Raw genomic sequence first — 16194 nt, 5'->3', positions numbered from 1 at the left:
CCCTCTCCCAAGATATTCCACACGATGCTTTCCCCAATCTCAGATGCGGTGAGGCGACACTGCCGCCGTCTTGGGTAAATTACACGCGTGTTATCCGCTGGAGTCAAGCCCGGGCGTGATATTGCGAGGGTCGGCGGTTGCTGATATGCCGCGGTCCGCACCCGGATCGGCGCACCTTCGATGCCGGCCCGCCAACGGTGCACGCTACCGTGAGTCGATGGGAATCAAAGGTCTGCATGTGCCCGCCGGCACCACCCCGGCCCGGTTCGAGACCACCGTGGCCACCGAGCGCCCGGACCTTTTCACCGGCCCGTTCTCCTGGCCGGTGATGACGCTGGATGAGTCGGCACTGACCCACAACGTGACCACGATGGCCGATTTCTGCGCCCGCCACGGCTTCGACCTCGCACCGCACGTGAAGACGCACATGTCCGCCGGACTGTGGGAGCGTCAGCATGAGGCCGGAGCCTGGGGCGCCACCGTGGCCACCGCCGACCAGTTGCGCAAGGTCCGCGCCTGGGGAACCGAGCACATCCTGCTGGCCAACCAACTCACCGACGCCCGTGAACTGGCCTGGCTGGCCGAGCAGGCGATCGGCGCCGAGGGCGATGAGGACCTGCAGGTGTGGCTCTATGCCGACAGCCACGCCGGCGTGGACCTGCTCGCGGCGCACCTGGCCGCCCCGCAGGTGCGCGAGCGGGTCGGGGTGCTGATCGAGTGCGGCCATCCCGGTGGCCGCACCGGGGCGCGCACCCTCGCCGAGGTGACCGCGCTGGCCCGGGCGGCCGAGGCGGCCGGGCTGCGCGTGGTCGGGGTGAGCGGCTACGAGGGCAGTGTGGCCAAGGGCACCGATGCCGGCGCCCTGGCGGCAGTGGGCGAATTCTGCACCGGGCTGCTGCAGGCCGCCGACGCCGTCGCCGAGGAAGTCCCGGTCGAGGCGCCGGTGCTGAGCGTGGGCGGGAGCGCCTACCTGGACGTGGTGGAGTCGGTGCTCGCCCATGCCGACGTGACCGCGCGACATCGGGTGGTGGTGCGCTCAGGGGCCTACCTCAGCCACGACCACGGCATCTACGCCCGCTCCGACCCATGGTCGCGGATGCGCGAACCGGCTCGGTTGCGGCCGGCGCTGCGACTGTGGGCGCAGGTGCTCTCAGTGCCCGAACCGGGTCTGGTGCTGTGCGGCGCGGGGCGGCGCGACGCCCCCCGTTCGACGCCGACCTGCCGATCCCCCTGCGGGTGCACGCCGCCACCGGCAGCTCCTCCGGCGCGGGCAACGCCCGGGACCTGTCCGGAACCACCACCCGGTTGAACGACCAGCACCTGTTCCTGCACACCGACGACGCGGTGCAGGTGGGTGAGGTGATCGAGTTCGGCATCTCCCACCCATGCACCAGTTTCGACAAATGGCCCACCCTTCCCCTGCTGCGCGAGCACCGCGTGGTCGGCCTGGTCCACACCGAATTCTGAGCGCTGCGGCGCGCGTAGGGTGTGCTGTATGGCCGACGTGTCCGATCTGATCGCCTCCTGGCAGGGCCCGGAGGGTGCCCAACCGCGACTGACCTGGTACGGCCCCGGTGCCGAGCGGGTGGAACTGTCAGGACGCGTGCTGGCCAACTGGGTGATCAAGGTGGCGAACCTGCTCACCGAGGAGGCCGATGCCGAGCCCTCCACCATGGTGGCCATCGACCTGCCGGTGCACTGGCGGGCGCTGGTGTGGTCCCTCGGCGCATGGTTGACCGGGGCGCAGGCGCACCTGCGCCCGGGACGGCCGGACGACGACGTGATCGTCACCGAGCGACCCCAGGACGCCCCGGGCGGGCCTGCGGTGATCGCGGTGGCGCTGCCTGCGCTGGCGATGCCTTCGACGGCGACCTGCCGGACGGGGTGATCGACGGCGCCGCGGACCTGATGACCTACCCGGATCAGTTGCTGACGCCCACCGACGCAGCAGACCTCGGTGCGGTGGCGGGGCCGGCCTGGTCCGGTCCCGAGCGGGTGCTGGTACCGGTGGCGGACCTGGCCCCTGAGCAGATGGTGGCCCGGGTGCTGGTGATGCTGCTCGGTGGCGCCTCGGTGGTGCTCGTGGCCGATGCGGGTGCCGACGCCGCTCACCTGGCGCGCGTCGAGGGCGCCGAGGTGGCGCACCACCACGGTACGCGGGACCAGGGCCCACAGGACCAGGGTCCGCAGGACCAGGGGCGATGATCACCGACCGGTTGCACCTGGTCCGCCACGCCCGGCCCCGGATCACCGAAGCCGCCCCGCCCCGGCAGTGGGAACTGGCAGCCGGCGCCGACGTCGGGCCGCTGCTCGGCGCCGGGGCGCTGCCCACCGCGGCCAGTTGGTTCACCTCGCCGAGCCCAAGGCCCGTCAGAGTGCCGCGCTGCTGACCGGGGAGCCGGTGCAGGTGCTGCCCGCGCTGGCCGAGGTGGCCCGGGACGGCGCGCTGCTGCCTGCCGCGGAGTTCCGCGCCGCCACCCGGGACTACCTCACCACCGGGAAAGCACCGTCCGGTGCCACCTGGGAACCGCGGGTGGAGGCGACGATGCGGATCGTCGACGGCGCCCTGGCCGCGCTGGAGTCGAGCACCCACCCCGCATGCGTGCTGGTGGGGCACGGCACCGCCTTCACGCTGCTGGTGGCAGCGCTGGTGGGCGCGCCCCCGGACGCCGACGCGTGGGCGCGCCTGAACATGCCGGACCACTGCGAACTGGCCGCAGGCCCCGGCGGAGCCTTCGAGGTGGTCTCGCCCTGGGGCCGGTGGGCGCGGGCGGCTCGGTAGCGGGGTGCGCGGGGCGGTCACGCGTGGCGCGCAGGGTCCGATAGCGGGGCCGGGGCCGCCGTGCCGGGCCCCCAACACAACGGGGTAGGTTGAACACACCGGAGTTGTGAGGAGGCCAGATGTCAACGGAGAAGTTGTCCGAAGCCGACGTACGGGCCAAGGGCCTGGTGGACTGGGTCATCGAGGACCAGATGCTGCGCACCCGATGGCGCACCGGGGACTTCGCGACCGGGCTGCGGTTGTTGAACCTGATCGGGCATGCGGCCGAGGCCGCTGACCATCATCCCGACCTGGACCTGCGCTACCCGCACCTAGATGTGGCCCTGACCAGCCACGACGTGGGTGGACTGACCGAACGGGACGTGCTGATGGCCCGCCAGATCAGCGACCTGGCCGAGCGCGAGGGTGTCGTGGCGGCACCCCGGGACGTGGGCAGCGACTAGTCCCGCGGGATCGCCCCATGCAGATCCACCATCTGCCAGATCCATCCGGCGACCTGCTCGGCGCTGCCCGGCTCGCTGGAGCGCACCCAGGTGGCAATGATCGCGACGGCCGATCCGGTGATCGAGGCGGCGGCGATCGGCAGAGGCAGGCCACCGAGTTCTGAGCCGGCTGCGCGTGTGAGCAGCAAGCCCTCCAGGCGCTCGCGGATCCGGATCGGCACTCCGGCGGCGACTGCCTCGGAGAAGATCTGCCGGTACAGGGCGATGTTGTCGCGCACGTGCTCCATGTAGCGCACCAGCACCTGGTAGGCCTCCTCGGGCTCGAGGTCGGCGCTGACCTGGGTGAGCAGGTCGGAGGTGATGGCATCGAGCACGTCCACCAGCAACTCGCTCTTGTCCGCGTAGTGCTGGTAGAACGTACTGCGGTTGATGCCCGCGCTCTCGGCGATGTCGGCCACCGAGATCTCCTCGAAGTCGCGTCCACGGGCCAACCCGAGCAGGGCTTGGCGCAGCGAACTACGAGTGCGGGCGATGCGGGGGTCCATGGTGCTCATTGTGCCACCTCACCGACGTGATAAACAACACTTGTTGGTTATGCGACGGGTGTGGTGCAATGGGGCGGCCCTGCCCCTATCGGAAGGATCGCCGTGGCCACGTTGCTCTATCGGGTCGGACAATGGTCCGCGGGCCGCGCCGGCCGTGTGATCACGGCCTGGGCGCTGCTGCTCGCGCTCGCCGTCGGCGGCTTCCTGATGTTCGGTGGCACCCTGGCAGCGCAGTTCTCCATCCCCGGGACCGAGACCGAACGGGTGAACGAGCACCTGGAGGACCAACTGGACTCCAGTGCCACCGGCGGCACCGTGGTCTTCCACACCACCGGCGCCGCGAAGTTCACCGGCGACCAGCGCGAGCACATCAGTTCCGCCTTGGACCAGGTGGAGCAGGTAGAGCAGATCCCCGAGGTCATCGACCCCTTCGAAGCACAGCAGGAGCGGGCCGCGCAGGACGCCGAACTCGCCGAGGGCCTGGCCGAGATCGAGGAGAACCGGCCGCAGTTGCTCGAGGCGCAGGAAGGGCTCACCGCGGGCCTGGAGCAGGCCCGGGCCGTGGGTGCACCGGAGCAGGAGATCGCCCCATGGAGGCCGAGCTGGACGAGGTCTCCGCCCAGCTGGTCACCCTGGAGGAACAGTCGGAGCAACTCGACCTGGCCGCTGACCTGGCGGCCCTGGCCGAGGACATCCGGACCGTCTCCGAAGACGAGTCCGTGGCGCTTGCCACGGTGCTGTTCGACGACGACGTCTTCTCCGTGCCCGAAGAGGTCAAGCAGGAGGTCATGGACGTCCTGGACGCCGCTGACCTGCCAGGTGTCCAGGTGGAGTACGGCGCCGAGATCGCCGCTTCGATCGACGGCCTGATCGGGGCCGGGGAGATCATCGGGGTGATCGGCGCCGCACTGGTCCTGATCCTGGTGTTCCGCGCGCTGCGCCCGGCGATGCTGCCGGTGCTGGCCTCACTGGTCGGCGTGGGCGTGGGGGTGGGCGGGTCGATGGCCTTCTCCGGCACGGTGGAGATGACCACCGTCACCCCGGTGCTCGGGCTGATGCTGGGCCTGGCCGTGGGCATCGACTACTCCCTGTTCATCATCTACCGCCACCGCCGGCAGGTGCGTGAGGGGATGGACGTGCGCGAGTCGATCGGACTGGCCAACGGCACGGCGGGCACCGCTGTGGTGTTCGCCGGCCTGACCACGATGATCGCGCTGCTGGCGCTGGCGATCACCGGGATCGAGTTCCTGGCCGTGATGGGCGTGGTCGCTGCGATCTGCATCGTCGTCGCCGTGCCGGTGGCCATCACCTTCACCCCGGCCGTGCTGGGTCTGATCGGGTCCGGGGTGTGGTCCCGCAAGGCACGCGAACGGGCTGCCAACGGTGCGGTCCCCACGCGCAGCACCGAGCCGATGGGCACCCTGCGTGCCGTGGCCACGGTGGTCATCGGCGTCGCCGCGCTGGCGGTGCTGGCGATCCCGGCCACCTCGATGCGTCTGGGACTGCCCGATGGCTCCTCCGAACCGCAGGACAACACCCAGTACCAAGCCTTCACGATCACCGCCCAGGCCTTCGGCGAGGGACAGAACGGGCCACTGGTGGTCACTGCCGATCTGCACGAGCCGGTAGCCGAGGACGAGGAACTGCAGGTCCAACTCGATCTGGCCACGGTGCTGGCCGGGCGCGCCGACGTCGCGGCGGTGGCGCCGGTGGGCACCTCCGCCGGCCGTGACTTCATGGCCTTCCAAGTGATCCCGATCGAAGGCCCCTCCAGTGAGTCCACCGAGGCGCTGGTGCGTGATCTGCGCGCGGCCTCGCCGTTGGTCGACGGCACCGAGTTGGGGGTGGCGGGGCTGGCCTCGGGCAACATCGACATCTCCGACCAGCTCGCCGACGCCCTGCCGGTGTACGTTCTGGTGGTCTTCGGCCTGTCGGTGGTGATCCTGATCGGGGTGTTCCGTTCCATCCTGGTACCGGTGCTGACCGCGCTGGGACTGGGGTTGTCACTGTTCGCCGCCCTCGGGGCCACCACCGCGGTCTTCCAGTGGGGTTGGTTCGGGGAAGCCTTCGGCGTGCACACCCCCGCCGCTGCTGAACTTCCTGCCGTTGCTGCTCACCGGCGTGCTGTTCGGGCTGGCGATGGACTACCAGTTGTTCATGGTTTCCGGGATGCGGGAGGCCTACGCCCACGGCACCCCTGCCCGCCGGGCGGTGACCGCAGGGTTCCACAACGGCCGGGTGGTGGTCAGCGTCGCTGCGTTGATCATGGTCGCGGTCTTCGGCGGGTTCGCCTTCTCCCAGATCACCATGGTGCGCCCGATGGGCTTCGCCCTGGCCGTGGGGGTGCTGTTCGACGCGTTCGTGGTGCGGATGCTGATCATCCCCGCGGCCATGCACCTGCTCGGCCGGGCCGCGTGGTGGATGCCGGCCTGGCTGGACCGGATCTCCCCGAACATGGATGTCGAGGGCGCAGCGCTGCAACGCACCCGCACCCGGGAGCGCGAACTCGCCGACGCCTGAGGGTTCACCCCAGGTCGAGCAGCACCTTCCCTGCGCCACTTCCGGGGTCGGCGGCGGTATCGAAGGCGAGCCGGGCCTGATCAAGGCTGAAGGTGTGGGTCAGGAGCGGTTCGACGTCCACCTGGCCAGCCAGCAGTGCCACGGCGTCGGTGATCTCATCGACGAATCGGTAGGAACCGCGCCACTCCACCTCCCGGGTGACCAGGTTACCCAGCACCGCCGGGCGGTCGGTCAGCGGCAGGTTCCCCACTTGCACCACCACACCGCCGCGGGCCACCGCCGCCAATACCGGGCCGAGGGCGGCCGCGGCGCCACTGGCCTCGATGACCACCGGCACATCGGCGGGCAGCTCCTCCCCCGCGGCGACGTTGACGGTGTGATCGGCTCCCAACTCGGCCGCGATCTGCAACGCGGCCGGTGCGATGTCCGCCGCGGTGACGCTGGCCGCGCCCCGTGCCCTGGCTGCCGCGACGCACAGCGCCCCGATCGGTCCGACCCCGTTGACCAGCACATCCTGTCCCTGCACCGAGCCCGCGCGATGCACCGCGTGCAGGGCCACGCCGAAGTAGGGTTCGGCCACCGCGCCGTGCCGGGTGCTCACCCCCGGGGGCAGCACCCGGATCTGGCCGGCTTCGGCCAGCACGTACTGGGCGAAGGCTCCGTCCTGGTGCGGGGTGGGCGCTGCCGATCCCAGGTAGCGCACATCGTGGTGCAGGTTGGTCCGCTCCCCCAGGTGCGGCGCCAGTGGCCCGGGGCCATACCGGGCCGGATGCATCGTCACCGCTGTGCCCTCCGTCAGGCCGCTCACACCGGCCCCGGCCTGCGCGATCCGTCCGGCCACCTCGTGACCCAGGATCATCGGCGTGCGCAGGATGGCGGTGCCGGAGGTGCCGTGGGCGTAGTAGGCCAGGTCCGAGCCGCAGATACCCCCGAACTCCATCGCGACCAGCACCTGCCCGGTGCCAGGGGTGGGAACCTCACGTTCCTGCACCCGCAGGTCACCGGCGCCGTGGATCACTACTGCCTTCATGTCGGCTCTCCTTTCTCCGCGCTCATAGGCACCACTAGACCACCAGCCTGAGCAGCACCACGAATCCGAGTCCGACGACGGAGATGACGATTTCCATTGACGTGGCGAGGGGCTCCTTCTTTGCTGCCCCCACCGTTACCTCACCTGTCGTACACCGCCGGCCCCGGTCATGGCTCGGTGGCGTGGGCCCGGGAAGTCACCTGCACGGTGAAGCCGTCCTGCCACGGCACCAGGACCCACGGCACCAGCGGCGGGCGAGCCCGGGCGGACAGGGTGACCTCCACGGTCTGATCGTCCACCGCGCTCACCGAGACGACCCTGAAGTCGATGAAGGAATCGGTGACCACTTCGGGTGTTGCCGCCAATTGATCGCTTACCGCCTCATTCACGCTGGCGTCGGTCAGCACCAGACCGTCCGCTCCACCGGTGTCGTACCACCGTCCCACGTCAGCCGCATCGGCAGCGCCGGCGGCCAGCGAGTCGGCCAGGTTCCACAGACGCTTGCGCTCGATGTGCAGGTGAGAGACGGATGCGACCACCAGGACCAGGGCCAGAGTGACCAGCCCATAGACGATGGACAGCAGCATGATCTGGCCGTTCTCGTCGCCGGCACGGATGCGCATCGGGCGTGCTCGCCGGTCCGCCCGCATCAGCCCACCTCGCGATACCGCGGGATCGCCGTCATCGCATCCGCCTGAACCTGGGTCACGCTCGGTAGCGTGCCGGAGAGCATCGCCGGCATGCCGGGCAGGCCCACGTCGGTGCGCACCGAGATGTAGAGGTAGGACCCCGGCGTCAGGCACGGCTCGTGCTGGCACCTGATCTGGAGTGCCTGGGCGCCGTCGACGGCGATCCCCTGGTCGGCGAAGGACAGTTCCACCGCCAGGTGCGCAGCGGTCAACCCCTGCTCGAACGTCTCGGCACCTGCCAGCACCCGACCGGCCTCGCGGGCCGCTCCCTCGGCGGCGAAACCGCTCGCCTGGATCTGCGCCAGGGTCAGGATCAGGTACACGATCGGCACCAGCATCAGCAACGACCCCCGAGGAACTCCACCACGGCGCTGCCGCGCTCCCCCTCCCCCAACCGGGAGCGCACCGCCGCCCACGCACGGCGCAGGTCCCGCCGCTCGCTATTCACTCCAAGACCGCCCGCCCGCTCACGCTGATCACTCCGCCCGGGCCGAGCAGGCCCAGCACCGGCACCGGGCCGTGTACCTGCACCTGGACCAGGCTCACGCCCTCGTGGGTGATCATCCCTGCCTGTACCTGATCGGCGTAGGCGTTCGGCAATGCCGCGGTGATCAGTGCCCGGGTACGAGCCACCCCGTGATGCAACTCATGACCATCCAGGGCCGCATAGCGGGCCCCTTCGGCTGCCGAGTCGATGAGGATGTTACGCACGTGCAGGGTCAGCGCCAGTTGCATCAGTCCGAGCGTGAGCACCGTGACCAACAGGGAAACCAGGAGGAAGTCCACCACGGCCGAGCCCCGCTCACCTTCGGCGCTCACGCCCCCAGGATGCGCTCGATCGCCGTCTCGAAGACCTGGGTGAGCAGTTCCCCGGCCAGCGCCCAGATCAGTACCACCAACCCGGCGGTCATCAACGTGACTAGGCCCTGGTCTCACCAACCCAGACCGGCACCACCTCAACGATAGACCGTGGCCGGCCTGTCGTCACCACCACCCGGCTGATCAACCGTCGCAGGCCCGCGCGGCGCACGTCCACCGCCAGCACCTCCCAATCCTGCAGCAGGTCTGCCGCAACCTGCGGCGCGGACGCCTCCCGCGATGCCACCGAAGCGGCCAACCGCCGCGCCTCCACCATCCGCGCCCGCTCGTCCAGTTCGGCCACCACCTCCCGGTACGCCCCATCCGGGATGAGGCCCTCCACGTGCCCCCTGGTGGCCCGCACCAGTTGCTCCTGCACCGCCCCCGCCTCCCGGGCAAGCGCCCGCTCATCGTGGGCGTGCCGCCGCGACCTGACCGCAGTCAGAGCCCCCTGGGCGGTGGCATCGTCCACGTCCCCCGCCAAGTCCCCGCAACCACGCCAGCACCTCGTCCTCAACCAGATGCATGGTGGCGTACCCGCCGCCATGGCGGCCCTGGTCGGCGGCCGCCTTGCACCGGAACTTCGCCACCCGCCCCGCCCCGAACTGCCCACCGGTCATCCCCGCACCGCACGCGCACCGCACCATCCCCGACAACAGATACTGGGACCGCTCCGAGGAACGCCTCACCCGACGGCCGGCGCGGGACACCTGGTACGCCTCCCACAGGCCCCGGTCGATCACCGGCTCGTGCACCCCAGGGTGCCGCTCCCCCGCAACGGTGATCAGGCCGGCACCGAAACCCGAGTCCAGCACCCGCCGTAGCGACCGGTCCGACCACACCCCACCCGACGTGCCATACCCCGGGCTGGTGCGATGCCCGTTGGCGTTCAGCCACCGCACCAACGAGTACACCGACTCCCCCGCCACATACCGGGCATACAACTGCGCCAGCACCGGCCCCGTCACCGGGTCCGGGCGGTGCACCTTCGCCCCCTGGTCGTAGGTGTATCCCCACCGGGGTTTACCGTTCGCCGGCAGGCCTGCCTTGACTCTGCGGGCGTGGGCTTCCCGCCACCCGTCGCCGATGCGGTCAGACTCAAACGCTGCAATCTCCGCAAGCATCCCCCGCGCCAACCGGCCCGTACTGGTCGTGGTGTCCACGGTCTCGGTGGAGGACTCCAGGCGGCCGCCGGCGGCCTCGATCGTGTCCACCGCCACCGCCCAGTCGCGACGGTTACGCGCCAGGCGGGACCATTTCCACACCACAATCACGTCAGCGTCCCTGGCCTCCACCAACGCGAGAGCCTGTTTGACGGCCGGGCGGGCCCAGGTGCGCCCACTGATCCCCGGGTCCGCGAGCACCTCGGTCACCACGTACCCCATGCGGGTGGCGTAGTCCCGCCCCGCGGTCTCCTGCAACTCGAGGCTGATCGACTCCTCACGATCCACACTCTGACGCAGGTACAGCACCGCCCGCGGCGGCACATCAGGCACAACATGGGGCCGCATCAGGCACCTCCTTCGGTCTGCTCATACATGGTTTGGATCGCCGTCCGCTCCGCCTTCGTCAGCGACGCGAGCCGGTCCATGAACACCTCCACCGTCACCCACAACTCCTCCGCCGCCTCCTCCCACGACTCCGTCCACGCCATCACATCCATCAACCGGAAGGTGCCGATCAGCCGGTGCGCGGTCTCCACCCGCACCGACAACTCCTCCCCCGGGGAACACTCCCGAGTGTGCCCACGTTCGATATGGATCAACTCATGCGTCGCCGCACACCGCCGCTGCACCTGCAACAGACGGGTGTCCATGAAGATCCGGGAACGCCCATCAGTGGACGCGATCAGGCCCGGTGGTTGGTCCGTCCAATGCACGTCAATGTGCGGGTTACTGCGCAACGCGCGCCAAGGGTGAAACATACCGCTGGACCGTAGGCGCAGGGTGTGACATCAACCCCTTGCGCGACGGGTGGCAGCGATAATCTGCGGGCCGACCGCGATAACGCCGACAAGGCCCGCAATAATCCCCGCGGCGGACTCGCCGGCAATGATGAGCCCGCCCGCCAATAGGATGATCAACCAAGGCAGGAACGAAACCCCGACCGTGGAGGCCCGGAGCGCGAAAGCCTCAGCGTCAACCGGGACCCGCTCCACCTCGATCCTCGCCCGGTGGGACTCTTCGGCCATGCGGATGATGCGTTCCGCAGATCCCGGCACGACGTTCTCGAAACCGGAGAGCATCGCAGGGTGCGGGATAGGGCCCGCGAACTCAACAGCGACGACGCTGTGTTCGTCTACTTCTGGGAATGACCCCTGGACTGGCTCTCCTGCTGGATCGCCTGTTCCAGGCTCCGCCCCACGTCCTTCCACGCCTCGGCCGTGTAGTCGATCGACGCTGCTTCCCGGCTGAGTTCGCGAAGGCGCGTCGGGTCTGGGGCCAATCCCATCCGCATCCCCCGGCTGATCCCCTTCAACACTGCTTGTGTGTCGGGCTCATGGTTGGACTCTACCTCCTCCTCGCCTTCGCGCTCGCCAAAACCGTCCCTACTAGGGGAACGATTATCGCGTGGCTCCTGTTCCGGACTCACGCCTCGTCACCGTCCTCCTCGCCCGGCGGCACTTGTGTTTCCTCTCCTGTGGTGGTGTCGGGTGGGTTGCCGGGCTCGCCGGCCATCGCGGCCAGGCCGAACCGGGCCGGCCTGGCGTTGGTCTCGTTCTCTATGGGGGCGGGATGCTTCGCATTGCCCACCACCTCCTCACTCTCCTTGGCGCGTTCGAACCGGCGCGCTATCTCTGCCAGCAACTCGGCGTCCGACGCTGACCGCAAGGGTGCGGCCTGGCCGGTGCTGAGGTGATCGGCGAGCACGGCGCGGATCTTCGCCGCCCGGTTGCGCGGGATGGACTCTCCGCGCTCCCAGTTGCCCACTGTGCGCTGTGAGACGCCGACGCGCTGGGCCAGTTCGGCTTGCGTCATTCCGCCGCGTTGGCGGGCGTCTCGGATCTCTTGCGCGTTGATCATGGGAGGGAGCCTCGTGAGGAAAGTTGAGGAAAGCAAGGAGGGCAAGATGCAGCCTAGACCCCCTCGGATCGGAAAACCACGGGCGTAACTACATCGCATAACCGCAGGTCAGCGCCCACTTTCACCATATTGCCCTTTCCTGCTTGACAGTCTTTCCTCTTGTTGCCTATGCTCTTCCACATGAGCAAACGACTGATCAACGGCCCCGCGGTCCGGGCCATACGCGAGTTGCTCGGGGTGAAGCACGGGGTGTTCGCCATCGATTGCGACATCACCCCCGGCTACCTGACCAACATCGAAAAGGGCCGCAAGCAACCGGCGCCGCACGTTCAAGTGGCCATCGCCAAGCGTCTCGGGCAACCCCTCGACGCGATCACCTACGTGGTCACCAACCAGGACGCCGCCTAACCCCAGGCAGCAAGAAGCCCCCGCCAGTCCGTCCAGACGCAACGAGGGCAACTCACAACGAAAGGAACCATACCAATGTCCGTCATCACCCTGAACAGCACCGATCGCACCATCACCCCCGCTGACCTGGTCTGGGAGAACCCCCCAGAGCGCAAGCAAGACGCCGGCATCTACGCCGCAGTCGCCGCAGCACTCAAGGCCAAGCCCGGACAGTGGGCCGTGCTGCGCACCTTCAAGTCGGCCTCCAAGCGTCGCGCCTGGTCCTTCGCGTCCGTCATCAACTCGGGCAAGTTGGTCGACTTCCGCAACACACCCGGCGGCGGATTCGAAGCCACCGCCCGCACCAGCGACGACGGCTCAGTGCGCGTGTACGTGCGCTACCAGCCCGGCCTGTCCGACCAGGACGCCGCCTGATGGGCACCAGCCGCGAGCAGGCGATCAAGGCCGCCGGGCAGGCCTTCGCCGAGGCGTACCAACTCCTGGACGAACTGCCCGTGGAGGAGGCCGCACGCCGCGCCTACACCCCCACCGGCCCGCCGTTGGCCGAACTCGAGGCACGCATCCGCGCACGCCGCGCCAAGCGGCACAACGACGCCGCCTGAACCACCCAATAGCGAAGCCCCCACACCACCAACCAAGACGACGTGAGGGCTTCACCGAACGAAAGGAAGCCTACCCAATGGGCACCACAACCCGCACCCTCTCCATCAACCTGCCCTTGCCGGTCCCGGTGGACATGGAGGACTACGCCGACCGGCCCATGACGGCCACGGCCGTGCAATACCAGACGATCCTCTGGCCGGACGGGCACACCGTGCGCGTCACGACCGTGTTCGCAGACGACGCCAGCAACCGCTCCATCTACACCCTGACCGACCTGCCCCACGGCATCCCCGACGCACCCCAGTGGTACCTGGACGCCGCCGACGCGATGGTCGCCGAACTGGCCCAGGTGGTGGCGTCATGAGCATCCTCCGCTTCCCGTCCCTGTCCCAACTCCTGGGCCTCGGCCGCGACACCGCCACCACCGAACCCGCCCCGGAGTGGGTGCACCCCTACCCCGACCCCCCACGAGTCCGGTGAGGAGTACCGGGCCCGCTACCTGACCCACACCACCAACGAGGGTGTGGTGGCGCGCATGGTCGAGTTCGACGTCGACGGGCACGTGGACCCCACCACCCGCCCCCTGTACCGCAAGGGGGACCGATGAGCACCACCAGCCGACTCAACCCCGCCCACTACACCGGCGACGACGGCCTCATCGACCAGGCCACCTACGTCGAGGACCTCATCGCCGAACGCGGCGACGAACTCCGCGCCCGCTGGAAAGAAGGGGCCGACCAATGAGCACCCACCTGGACGCCCCGTTGGTGCACGCGCTCCTCACCGGCGAAACCGGCGACCCCCGCCTCACCCCCAACGCCACCCCCCGCACCCGGGCAGCCATCGAAGACGCCGCGTTCATGGCACACACCGGCGAAACCCTCCCCGGCGCAGCCAAACGCCTCGGACTGAGCGTCAACGGCCTGAAACGCATGCTGCACCGCCACGGGCAGCACCGCATCGCCTCCCGCCTCCGAACCAACACCACCCAGAAGGGGACCTGAACCCATGACCACCACCGACACCGACCGCATCACCGAACTCGAACAACTGGTCCTTGAGGACCTGAAACTGCGGGAGCAGGAAGAAGCCGTCAAGGAGCGCCGCGCCCAGATCAAAGCCGTCCTCGCCGAGGAGTTGGGCGACGGCACCCACGACCTCGCAGGGTCGAAGGTGATCGTCACCCGCCCCCGCCGCCTCGACACCAAGGCCGCCGAAAAGGCGCTCCCGTTCACTGACCGGCCGGGCCTGTACGAGGCCCGCATCAGCAGCGCGCTGTTGAAGCGCCACCTCTCCCCAGCCGAACTCGAGCGGTTCCAGACGGTCGGCAACCCCACGGTCACGGTGCGCTGACATGGGCATCTACCCGCGCACGAAGATCGTCGACCGTCAGCGCAACATAGCCGGCGGCGAGTTCTGGACCGAGGAGGAGCACACACCCGGCCTCATCCGCCGCCGCCTCGTAGTGGCCCAGCCCTGGGTCGAGGAGCGCACCGACTGCTTCTGCTGCTCGTGCGATAACACCGAGTACGGCACCCGGGTGGGCTCAGACCCGCACTGCCGCAACCACGGCTTCGCCGCCGAGCGGCCGTGCGAGACGCACAACATGCCCGGCCAGACGAACGAGGACGGCGTCATGCCCGCCAGCGTGCAGAAGGCGAGGGCGTCATGACCGCCACAACAGCGCTGCCCCCACGCCACGCCCCCTACGTGGGCGGTGACGCCGACGAGGCCCTACGCGAGGCGCGGTGGGTGATCGAACACGCCATCACCCACCAGCCCCGCTCCCTCCAAGAACGCATCGGACCCTCCGAGATCGGGAACCCGTGCGACCACTGCCTCGCCGCCAAGTTGGCCGGCTGGAAGCAGACCGAGGACGGCGTCCCCTGGCTGCCGTTCCTCGGCACCGCCGCACACACCGCCCCCTCGAAGAAGCATTCATCGCCCACGAAAACGCCCGCAACGCCAACCACACTGGTGGGCGCCGCTACCTCGTCGAGCAGAAGGTGATGGTCGGCCACATCGGCGGGGAAGAGATCTGGGGCTCCTGCGACCTCTTCGACACCGCCGTCGGCATGACCCTGGACTGGAAGATCGTCGGGCCCACCACCCTCAAACGCGCCCGCTCCGGACCCTCCCAGGTTTACCGCACCCAGGCTCATCTGTATGGGCGCGGGTACGCCAACGCTGGGCACCGGGTGGAGCACGTAGCGATCGCCTACCTTCCTCGCGGGTCCGTCACCCTCAACGACGCCATCTGGTGGACCGAGCCGTACAACGAAACGGTCGCCGTCAAGGCGCTCGAGCGGGCCAACAGGTTGCACACCAACCTCGCCGCCCTCGCCCAGGTCGGCACCGAGGTGCGCGATGCGTGGATCACGAACCTGGACCGCGCCGACGGCTGCTTCGAATGCCACCGCTACAGCGACAAGCCCGCAGGTCTGCCCCGCCCCGGCCGGTCCGTGTGCATGACGACCTGGCCGGCCTCATACCCCCCACCGGCAACACCGCCCGTGGGACCAACGCCGCCTAGCGCGGCACCTACACACAAGAGGAAGAAGCAGAAGATGTCTCAGACGACAGCAGATCAGGCTAATCAGTACCTCATGGGTGGCGGCGGTGGCCCCACCTGGAAGTTCGACTCCGAAGGCGTCCGCAAGGTCGGCACGATCGCGTCCCCGCCGACTGCCCGTCAGGAAACTGAGTACGACCCGAACAACCCCGGCGGGGGCGCCCCGAAATTCTTCCCCTCCGGCGACCCGATCATGGGCATCGTCGTGGAAGTCCAAACCGACGAACGCGACCCGTCGGTGGACAACGACGAGGGCGTCCGCACCCTGTACCTGGAAGGCCGACGATTGAAAGAGGCCACCCGGGCCGCTGTGCGCGCCGCCGGCGCAAACGGCCTCGAGGTGGGCGGGAAGTTGGACATCACCCTCACCCACTACGACACCCCGGGCGATCGCCGCAGCGGGCGCAACTGGACCATCGTCTACACACCCGCAGGGAACGCCGCCCTCATGGGTGACCAGGAGGTGGGTGGGCAGCCGTCCGCACCCGCCACGCCCCCCCCGGTGTCCGCGCCCGCACCGGCTTCGGCCCCCGCACCCGCACCCGCGGCGGCGGCGGAGTCTCCGGCGGACAAAGCCAAACAGTTAAAGGGCCTGGGTTTGTCGGAGGAGCAGATCGCCGCCCAGTTGGGCCTGGACACCTCCGTCGTCCAAATGCTCATCGCCGCTTGACAGGCGGCAGCCACGAACTAGCGGCATCCCCGGTGCGAGCCCGGGGCGTGG

29 protein-coding genes and 1 pseudogene are annotated in these 16194 nt (G+C 69.2%); 19 read left to right on the top strand and 11 right to left on the bottom strand.

Translation table 11 applies throughout. From position 1 onward, the window contains the following. The first annotated feature begins 217 nt into the window (after positions 1–217). The 7 genes from ACRRRO_RS13215 to ACRRRO_RS13185 all read left to right on the top strand — a co-directional run bounded on the left by ACRRRO_RS13215 (position 218) and on the right by ACRRRO_RS13185 (position 3225). A complete protein-coding gene (locus ACRRRO_RS13215; RefSeq protein ID WP_434080395.1) occupies positions 218–1309 on the top strand; it encodes an alanine racemase in 1092 nt (363 codons plus the stop codon). Beyond that, positions 1237–1467, top strand: coding sequence for a hypothetical protein (locus tag ACRRRO_RS13210; protein ID WP_434080394.1), 231 nt, complete (start codon positions 1237–1239; stop codon positions 1465–1467). The genes ACRRRO_RS13215 and ACRRRO_RS13210 overlap by 73 nt, the downstream gene beginning before the upstream one ends. A gap of 28 nt (positions 1468–1495) precedes the next feature. After that, the gene (locus ACRRRO_RS13205; RefSeq protein WP_434080393.1) at positions 1496–1888 is read left to right on the top strand and encodes a TIGR03089 family protein; all 393 of its coding nucleotides are present in this window, start codon (positions 1496–1498) and stop codon (positions 1886–1888) included. Next, positions 1885–2205, top strand: a complete 321-nt coding sequence (locus ACRRRO_RS13200; protein WP_434080392.1) for a hypothetical protein — start codon at positions 1885–1887, stop codon at positions 2203–2205. Before ACRRRO_RS13205 ends, ACRRRO_RS13200 begins: the two co-directional genes overlap by 4 nt. After that, a complete protein-coding gene (locus tag ACRRRO_RS13195) occupies positions 2202–2390 on the top strand; it encodes a hypothetical protein (protein ID WP_434080391.1) in 189 nt (62 codons plus the stop codon). The genes ACRRRO_RS13200 and ACRRRO_RS13195 overlap by 4 nt, the downstream gene beginning before the upstream one ends. After that, complete coding sequence (locus ACRRRO_RS13190) at positions 2342–2782, top strand: hypothetical protein (protein ID WP_434080390.1); 441 nt, start codon at positions 2342–2344, stop codon at positions 2780–2782. Before ACRRRO_RS13195 ends, ACRRRO_RS13190 begins: the two co-directional genes overlap by 49 nt. A 119-nt stretch (positions 2783–2901) precedes the next feature. Beyond that, positions 2902–3225 carry a 4a-hydroxytetrahydrobiopterin dehydratase gene (locus ACRRRO_RS13185; RefSeq protein ID WP_424788662.1) on the top strand — a complete coding sequence of 108 codons (324 nt, stop codon included), beginning with the start codon at positions 2902–2904 and terminating at the stop codon, positions 3223–3225. Here the strand turns inward: ACRRRO_RS13185 and ACRRRO_RS13180 are convergent. After that, positions 3222–3779, bottom strand: coding sequence for a TetR/AcrR family transcriptional regulator (locus tag ACRRRO_RS13180; RefSeq protein ID WP_424788663.1), 558 nt, complete (start codon positions 3777–3779; stop codon positions 3222–3224). The two genes, ACRRRO_RS13185 and ACRRRO_RS13180, sit on opposite strands and share 4 nt — an antisense overlap. A gap of 59 nt (positions 3780–3838) precedes the next feature. Here ACRRRO_RS13180 and ACRRRO_RS13175 point away from each other — a divergent pair. Together ACRRRO_RS13175 and ACRRRO_RS13170 are read left to right on the top strand one after the other, a co-directional pair. Beyond that, positions 3839–5755 (top strand): annotated as a pseudogene (locus ACRRRO_RS13175) (MMPL family transporter); the annotation flags it as partial. Positions 5756–5909: 154 nt separating this feature from the next. Further along, complete coding sequence (locus ACRRRO_RS13170; protein ID WP_434081585.1) at positions 5910–6290, top strand: MMPL family transporter; 381 nt, start codon at positions 5910–5912, stop codon at positions 6288–6290. A 4-nt stretch (positions 6291–6294) separates the two neighbouring features. Here ACRRRO_RS13170 and ACRRRO_RS13165 read toward each other — a convergent pair whose 3' ends face one another. The 10 genes from ACRRRO_RS13165 to ACRRRO_RS13120 form a co-directional block, all read right to left on the bottom strand. After that, complete coding sequence (locus ACRRRO_RS13165; protein ID WP_434080389.1) at positions 6295–7320, bottom strand: L-idonate 5-dehydrogenase; 1026 nt, start codon at positions 7318–7320, stop codon at positions 6295–6297. A gap of 167 nt (positions 7321–7487) precedes the next feature. Beyond that, the gene (locus ACRRRO_RS13160) at positions 7488–7970 is read right to left on the bottom strand and encodes a pilus assembly protein TadG-related protein (RefSeq protein WP_424796692.1); all 483 of its coding nucleotides are present in this window, start codon (positions 7968–7970) and stop codon (positions 7488–7490) included. After that, a complete protein-coding gene (locus ACRRRO_RS13155) occupies positions 7970–8347 on the bottom strand; it encodes a pilus assembly protein (protein WP_434080388.1) in 378 nt (125 codons plus the stop codon). The genes ACRRRO_RS13160 and ACRRRO_RS13155 overlap by 1 nt, the downstream gene beginning before the upstream one ends. A gap of 106 nt (positions 8348–8453) precedes the next feature. Beyond that, a complete protein-coding gene (locus tag ACRRRO_RS13150) occupies positions 8454–8828 on the bottom strand; it encodes a TadE/TadG family type IV pilus assembly protein (protein ID WP_424796690.1) in 375 nt (124 codons plus the stop codon). A 100-nt stretch (positions 8829–8928) separates the two neighbouring features. Further along, positions 8929–9246: a hypothetical protein gene (locus ACRRRO_RS13145; protein ID WP_434080387.1), complete on the bottom strand. Its 318-nt coding sequence runs from the start codon at positions 9244–9246 to the stop codon at positions 8929–8931. A 28-nt stretch (positions 9247–9274) separates the two neighbouring features. After that, entirely contained in the window at positions 9275–10378 is a 1104-nt protein-coding gene (locus ACRRRO_RS13140) for a recombinase family protein (RefSeq protein ID WP_434080386.1), read from the bottom strand. Next, positions 10378–10791: an ImmA/IrrE family metallo-endopeptidase gene (locus ACRRRO_RS13135; RefSeq protein WP_424796688.1), complete on the bottom strand. Its 414-nt coding sequence runs from the start codon at positions 10789–10791 to the stop codon at positions 10378–10380. Before ACRRRO_RS13135 ends, ACRRRO_RS13140 begins: the two co-directional genes overlap by 1 nt. 30 nt (positions 10792–10821) lie before the next feature. Beyond that, a complete protein-coding gene (locus ACRRRO_RS13130) occupies positions 10822–11112 on the bottom strand; it encodes a DUF2335 domain-containing protein (protein ID WP_424796687.1) in 291 nt (96 codons plus the stop codon). 53 nt (positions 11113–11165) lie between these two features. Next, complete coding sequence (locus tag ACRRRO_RS13125; RefSeq protein WP_434080385.1) at positions 11166–11318, bottom strand: hypothetical protein; 153 nt, start codon at positions 11316–11318, stop codon at positions 11166–11168. 137 nt (positions 11319–11455) lie between these two features. Further along, positions 11456–11890 carry a helix-turn-helix domain-containing protein gene (locus ACRRRO_RS13120; protein ID WP_424796685.1) on the bottom strand — a complete coding sequence of 145 codons (435 nt, stop codon included), beginning with the start codon at positions 11888–11890 and terminating at the stop codon, positions 11456–11458. Positions 11891–12070: 180 nt separating this feature from the next. On the opposite strand from ACRRRO_RS13120, the gene ACRRRO_RS13115 reads away from it, so the two are divergent. The 10 genes from ACRRRO_RS13115 (at position 12071) to ACRRRO_RS13070 (ending at position 16143) form a co-directional block, all read left to right on the top strand. After that, positions 12071–12298 carry a helix-turn-helix domain-containing protein gene (locus tag ACRRRO_RS13115; RefSeq protein WP_424796684.1) on the top strand — a complete coding sequence of 76 codons (228 nt, stop codon included), beginning with the start codon at positions 12071–12073 and terminating at the stop codon, positions 12296–12298. A gap of 75 nt (positions 12299–12373) precedes the next feature. Then, on the top strand, positions 12374–12712 hold the full coding sequence (locus ACRRRO_RS13110) for a hypothetical protein (RefSeq protein ID WP_424796683.1): 339 nt from the start codon (positions 12374–12376) through the stop codon (positions 12710–12712). Beyond that, entirely contained in the window at positions 12712–12900 is a 189-nt protein-coding gene (locus tag ACRRRO_RS13105; protein ID WP_424796682.1) for a hypothetical protein, read from the top strand. The genes ACRRRO_RS13110 and ACRRRO_RS13105 overlap by 1 nt, the downstream gene beginning before the upstream one ends. A gap of 77 nt (positions 12901–12977) precedes the next feature. Next, on the top strand, positions 12978–13265 hold the full coding sequence (locus ACRRRO_RS13100; protein ID WP_424796681.1) for a hypothetical protein: 288 nt from the start codon (positions 12978–12980) through the stop codon (positions 13263–13265). Between the two features lie 239 nt (positions 13266–13504). Next, a complete protein-coding gene (locus ACRRRO_RS13095; RefSeq protein ID WP_424796679.1) occupies positions 13505–13645 on the top strand; it encodes a hypothetical protein in 141 nt (46 codons plus the stop codon). After that, positions 13642–13905 (top strand): hypothetical protein, encoded by a 264-nt coding sequence (locus ACRRRO_RS13090; protein WP_424796678.1) that lies wholly within the window; start codon positions 13642–13644, stop codon positions 13903–13905. The genes ACRRRO_RS13095 and ACRRRO_RS13090 overlap by 4 nt, the downstream gene beginning before the upstream one ends. 4 nt (positions 13906–13909) lie before the next feature. After that, positions 13910–14254: a hypothetical protein gene (locus ACRRRO_RS13085; RefSeq protein ID WP_424796677.1), complete on the top strand. Its 345-nt coding sequence runs from the start codon at positions 13910–13912 to the stop codon at positions 14252–14254. Between the two features lies 1 nt (position 14255). Next, on the top strand, positions 14256–14573 hold the full coding sequence (locus ACRRRO_RS13080) for a hypothetical protein (protein WP_424796676.1): 318 nt from the start codon (positions 14256–14258) through the stop codon (positions 14571–14573). Next, complete coding sequence (locus tag ACRRRO_RS13075; protein WP_434080384.1) at positions 14570–14911, top strand: hypothetical protein; 342 nt, start codon at positions 14570–14572, stop codon at positions 14909–14911. The genes ACRRRO_RS13080 and ACRRRO_RS13075 overlap by 4 nt, the downstream gene beginning before the upstream one ends. After that, positions 14911–16143 (top strand): hypothetical protein, encoded by a 1233-nt coding sequence (locus ACRRRO_RS13070; RefSeq protein WP_434080383.1) that lies wholly within the window; start codon positions 14911–14913, stop codon positions 16141–16143. The genes ACRRRO_RS13075 and ACRRRO_RS13070 overlap by 1 nt, the downstream gene beginning before the upstream one ends. The last annotated feature ends 51 nt before the right edge of the window (positions 16144–16194 follow it).

The sequence above is a fragment of the Sanguibacter sp. Z1732 genome (assembly GCF_051020515.1).
In the GTDB taxonomy this organism is placed as follows: Bacteria; Actinomycetota; Actinomycetes; order Actinomycetales; family Beutenbergiaceae; genus CALKWS01.
Note: the sequence above shows the minus strand (reverse complement) of the source record. Positions and strands in the feature narration are given on the sequence as shown.

Excerpts from the sequence above, each read along its gene's own strand:
- ACRRRO_RS13205 (WP_434080393.1), top strand. The coding sequence starts at position 1,496 with ATGGCCGACGTGTCCGATCTGATCGCCTCCTGGCAGGGCCCGGAGGGT.
- ACRRRO_RS13110 (WP_424796683.1), top strand. The coding sequence starts at position 12,374 with ATGTCCGTCATCACCCTGAACAGCACCGATCGCACCATCACCCCCGCT.
- ACRRRO_RS13080 (WP_424796676.1), top strand. The coding sequence starts at position 14,256 with ATGGGCATCTACCCGCGCACGAAGATCGTCGACCGTCAGCGCAACATA.
- ACRRRO_RS13130 (WP_424796687.1), bottom strand. The coding sequence starts at position 11,112 with ATGCTCTCCGGTTTCGAGAACGTCGTGCCGGGATCTGCGGAACGCATC.
- ACRRRO_RS13170 (WP_434081585.1), top strand. The coding sequence starts at position 5,910 with ATGGACTACCAGTTGTTCATGGTTTCCGGGATGCGGGAGGCCTACGCC.
- ACRRRO_RS13115 (WP_424796684.1), top strand. The coding sequence starts at position 12,071 with ATGAGCAAACGACTGATCAACGGCCCCGCGGTCCGGGCCATACGCGAG.
- ACRRRO_RS13095 (WP_424796679.1), top strand. The coding sequence starts at position 13,505 with ATGAGCACCACCAGCCGACTCAACCCCGCCCACTACACCGGCGACGAC.
- ACRRRO_RS13185 (WP_424788662.1), top strand. The coding sequence starts at position 2,902 with ATGTCAACGGAGAAGTTGTCCGAAGCCGACGTACGGGCCAAGGGCCTG.
- ACRRRO_RS13125 (WP_434080385.1), bottom strand. The coding sequence starts at position 11,318 with ATGGGATTGGCCCCAGACCCGACGCGCCTTCGCGAACTCAGCCGGGAA.
- ACRRRO_RS13165 (WP_434080389.1), bottom strand. The coding sequence starts at position 7,320 with ATGAAGGCAGTAGTGATCCACGGCGCCGGTGACCTGCGGGTGCAGGAA.
- ACRRRO_RS13160 (WP_424796692.1), bottom strand. The coding sequence starts at position 7,970 with ATGCGGGCGGACCGGCGAGCACGCCCGATGCGCATCCGTGCCGGCGAC.
- ACRRRO_RS13085 (WP_424796677.1), top strand. The coding sequence starts at position 13,910 with ATGACCACCACCGACACCGACCGCATCACCGAACTCGAACAACTGGTC.
- ACRRRO_RS13140 (WP_434080386.1), bottom strand. The coding sequence starts at position 10,378 with ATGCGGCCCCATGTTGTGCCTGATGTGCCGCCGCGGGCGGTGCTGTAC.
- ACRRRO_RS13075 (WP_434080384.1), top strand. The coding sequence starts at position 14,570 with ATGACCGCCACAACAGCGCTGCCCCCACGCCACGCCCCCTACGTGGGC.
- ACRRRO_RS13120 (WP_424796685.1), bottom strand. The coding sequence starts at position 11,890 with ATGATCAACGCGCAAGAGATCCGAGACGCCCGCCAACGCGGCGGAATG.
- ACRRRO_RS13135 (WP_424796688.1), bottom strand. The coding sequence starts at position 10,791 with ATGTTTCACCCTTGGCGCGCGTTGCGCAGTAACCCGCACATTGACGTG.
- ACRRRO_RS13100 (WP_424796681.1), top strand. The coding sequence starts at position 12,978 with ATGGGCACCACAACCCGCACCCTCTCCATCAACCTGCCCTTGCCGGTC.
- ACRRRO_RS13155 (WP_434080388.1), bottom strand. The coding sequence starts at position 8,347 with ATGCTGGTGCCGATCGTGTACCTGATCCTGACCCTGGCGCAGATCCAG.
- ACRRRO_RS13180 (WP_424788663.1), bottom strand. The coding sequence starts at position 3,779 with ATGAGCACCATGGACCCCCGCATCGCCCGCACTCGTAGTTCGCTGCGC.
- ACRRRO_RS13105 (WP_424796682.1), top strand. The coding sequence starts at position 12,712 with ATGGGCACCAGCCGCGAGCAGGCGATCAAGGCCGCCGGGCAGGCCTTC.
- ACRRRO_RS13215 (WP_434080395.1), top strand. The coding sequence starts at position 218 with ATGGGAATCAAAGGTCTGCATGTGCCCGCCGGCACCACCCCGGCCCGG.
- ACRRRO_RS13195 (WP_434080391.1), top strand. The coding sequence starts at position 2,202 with ATGATCACCGACCGGTTGCACCTGGTCCGCCACGCCCGGCCCCGGATC.
- ACRRRO_RS13090 (WP_424796678.1), top strand. The coding sequence starts at position 13,642 with ATGAGCACCCACCTGGACGCCCCGTTGGTGCACGCGCTCCTCACCGGC.
- ACRRRO_RS13070 (WP_434080383.1), top strand. The coding sequence starts at position 14,911 with ATGGTCGGCCACATCGGCGGGGAAGAGATCTGGGGCTCCTGCGACCTC.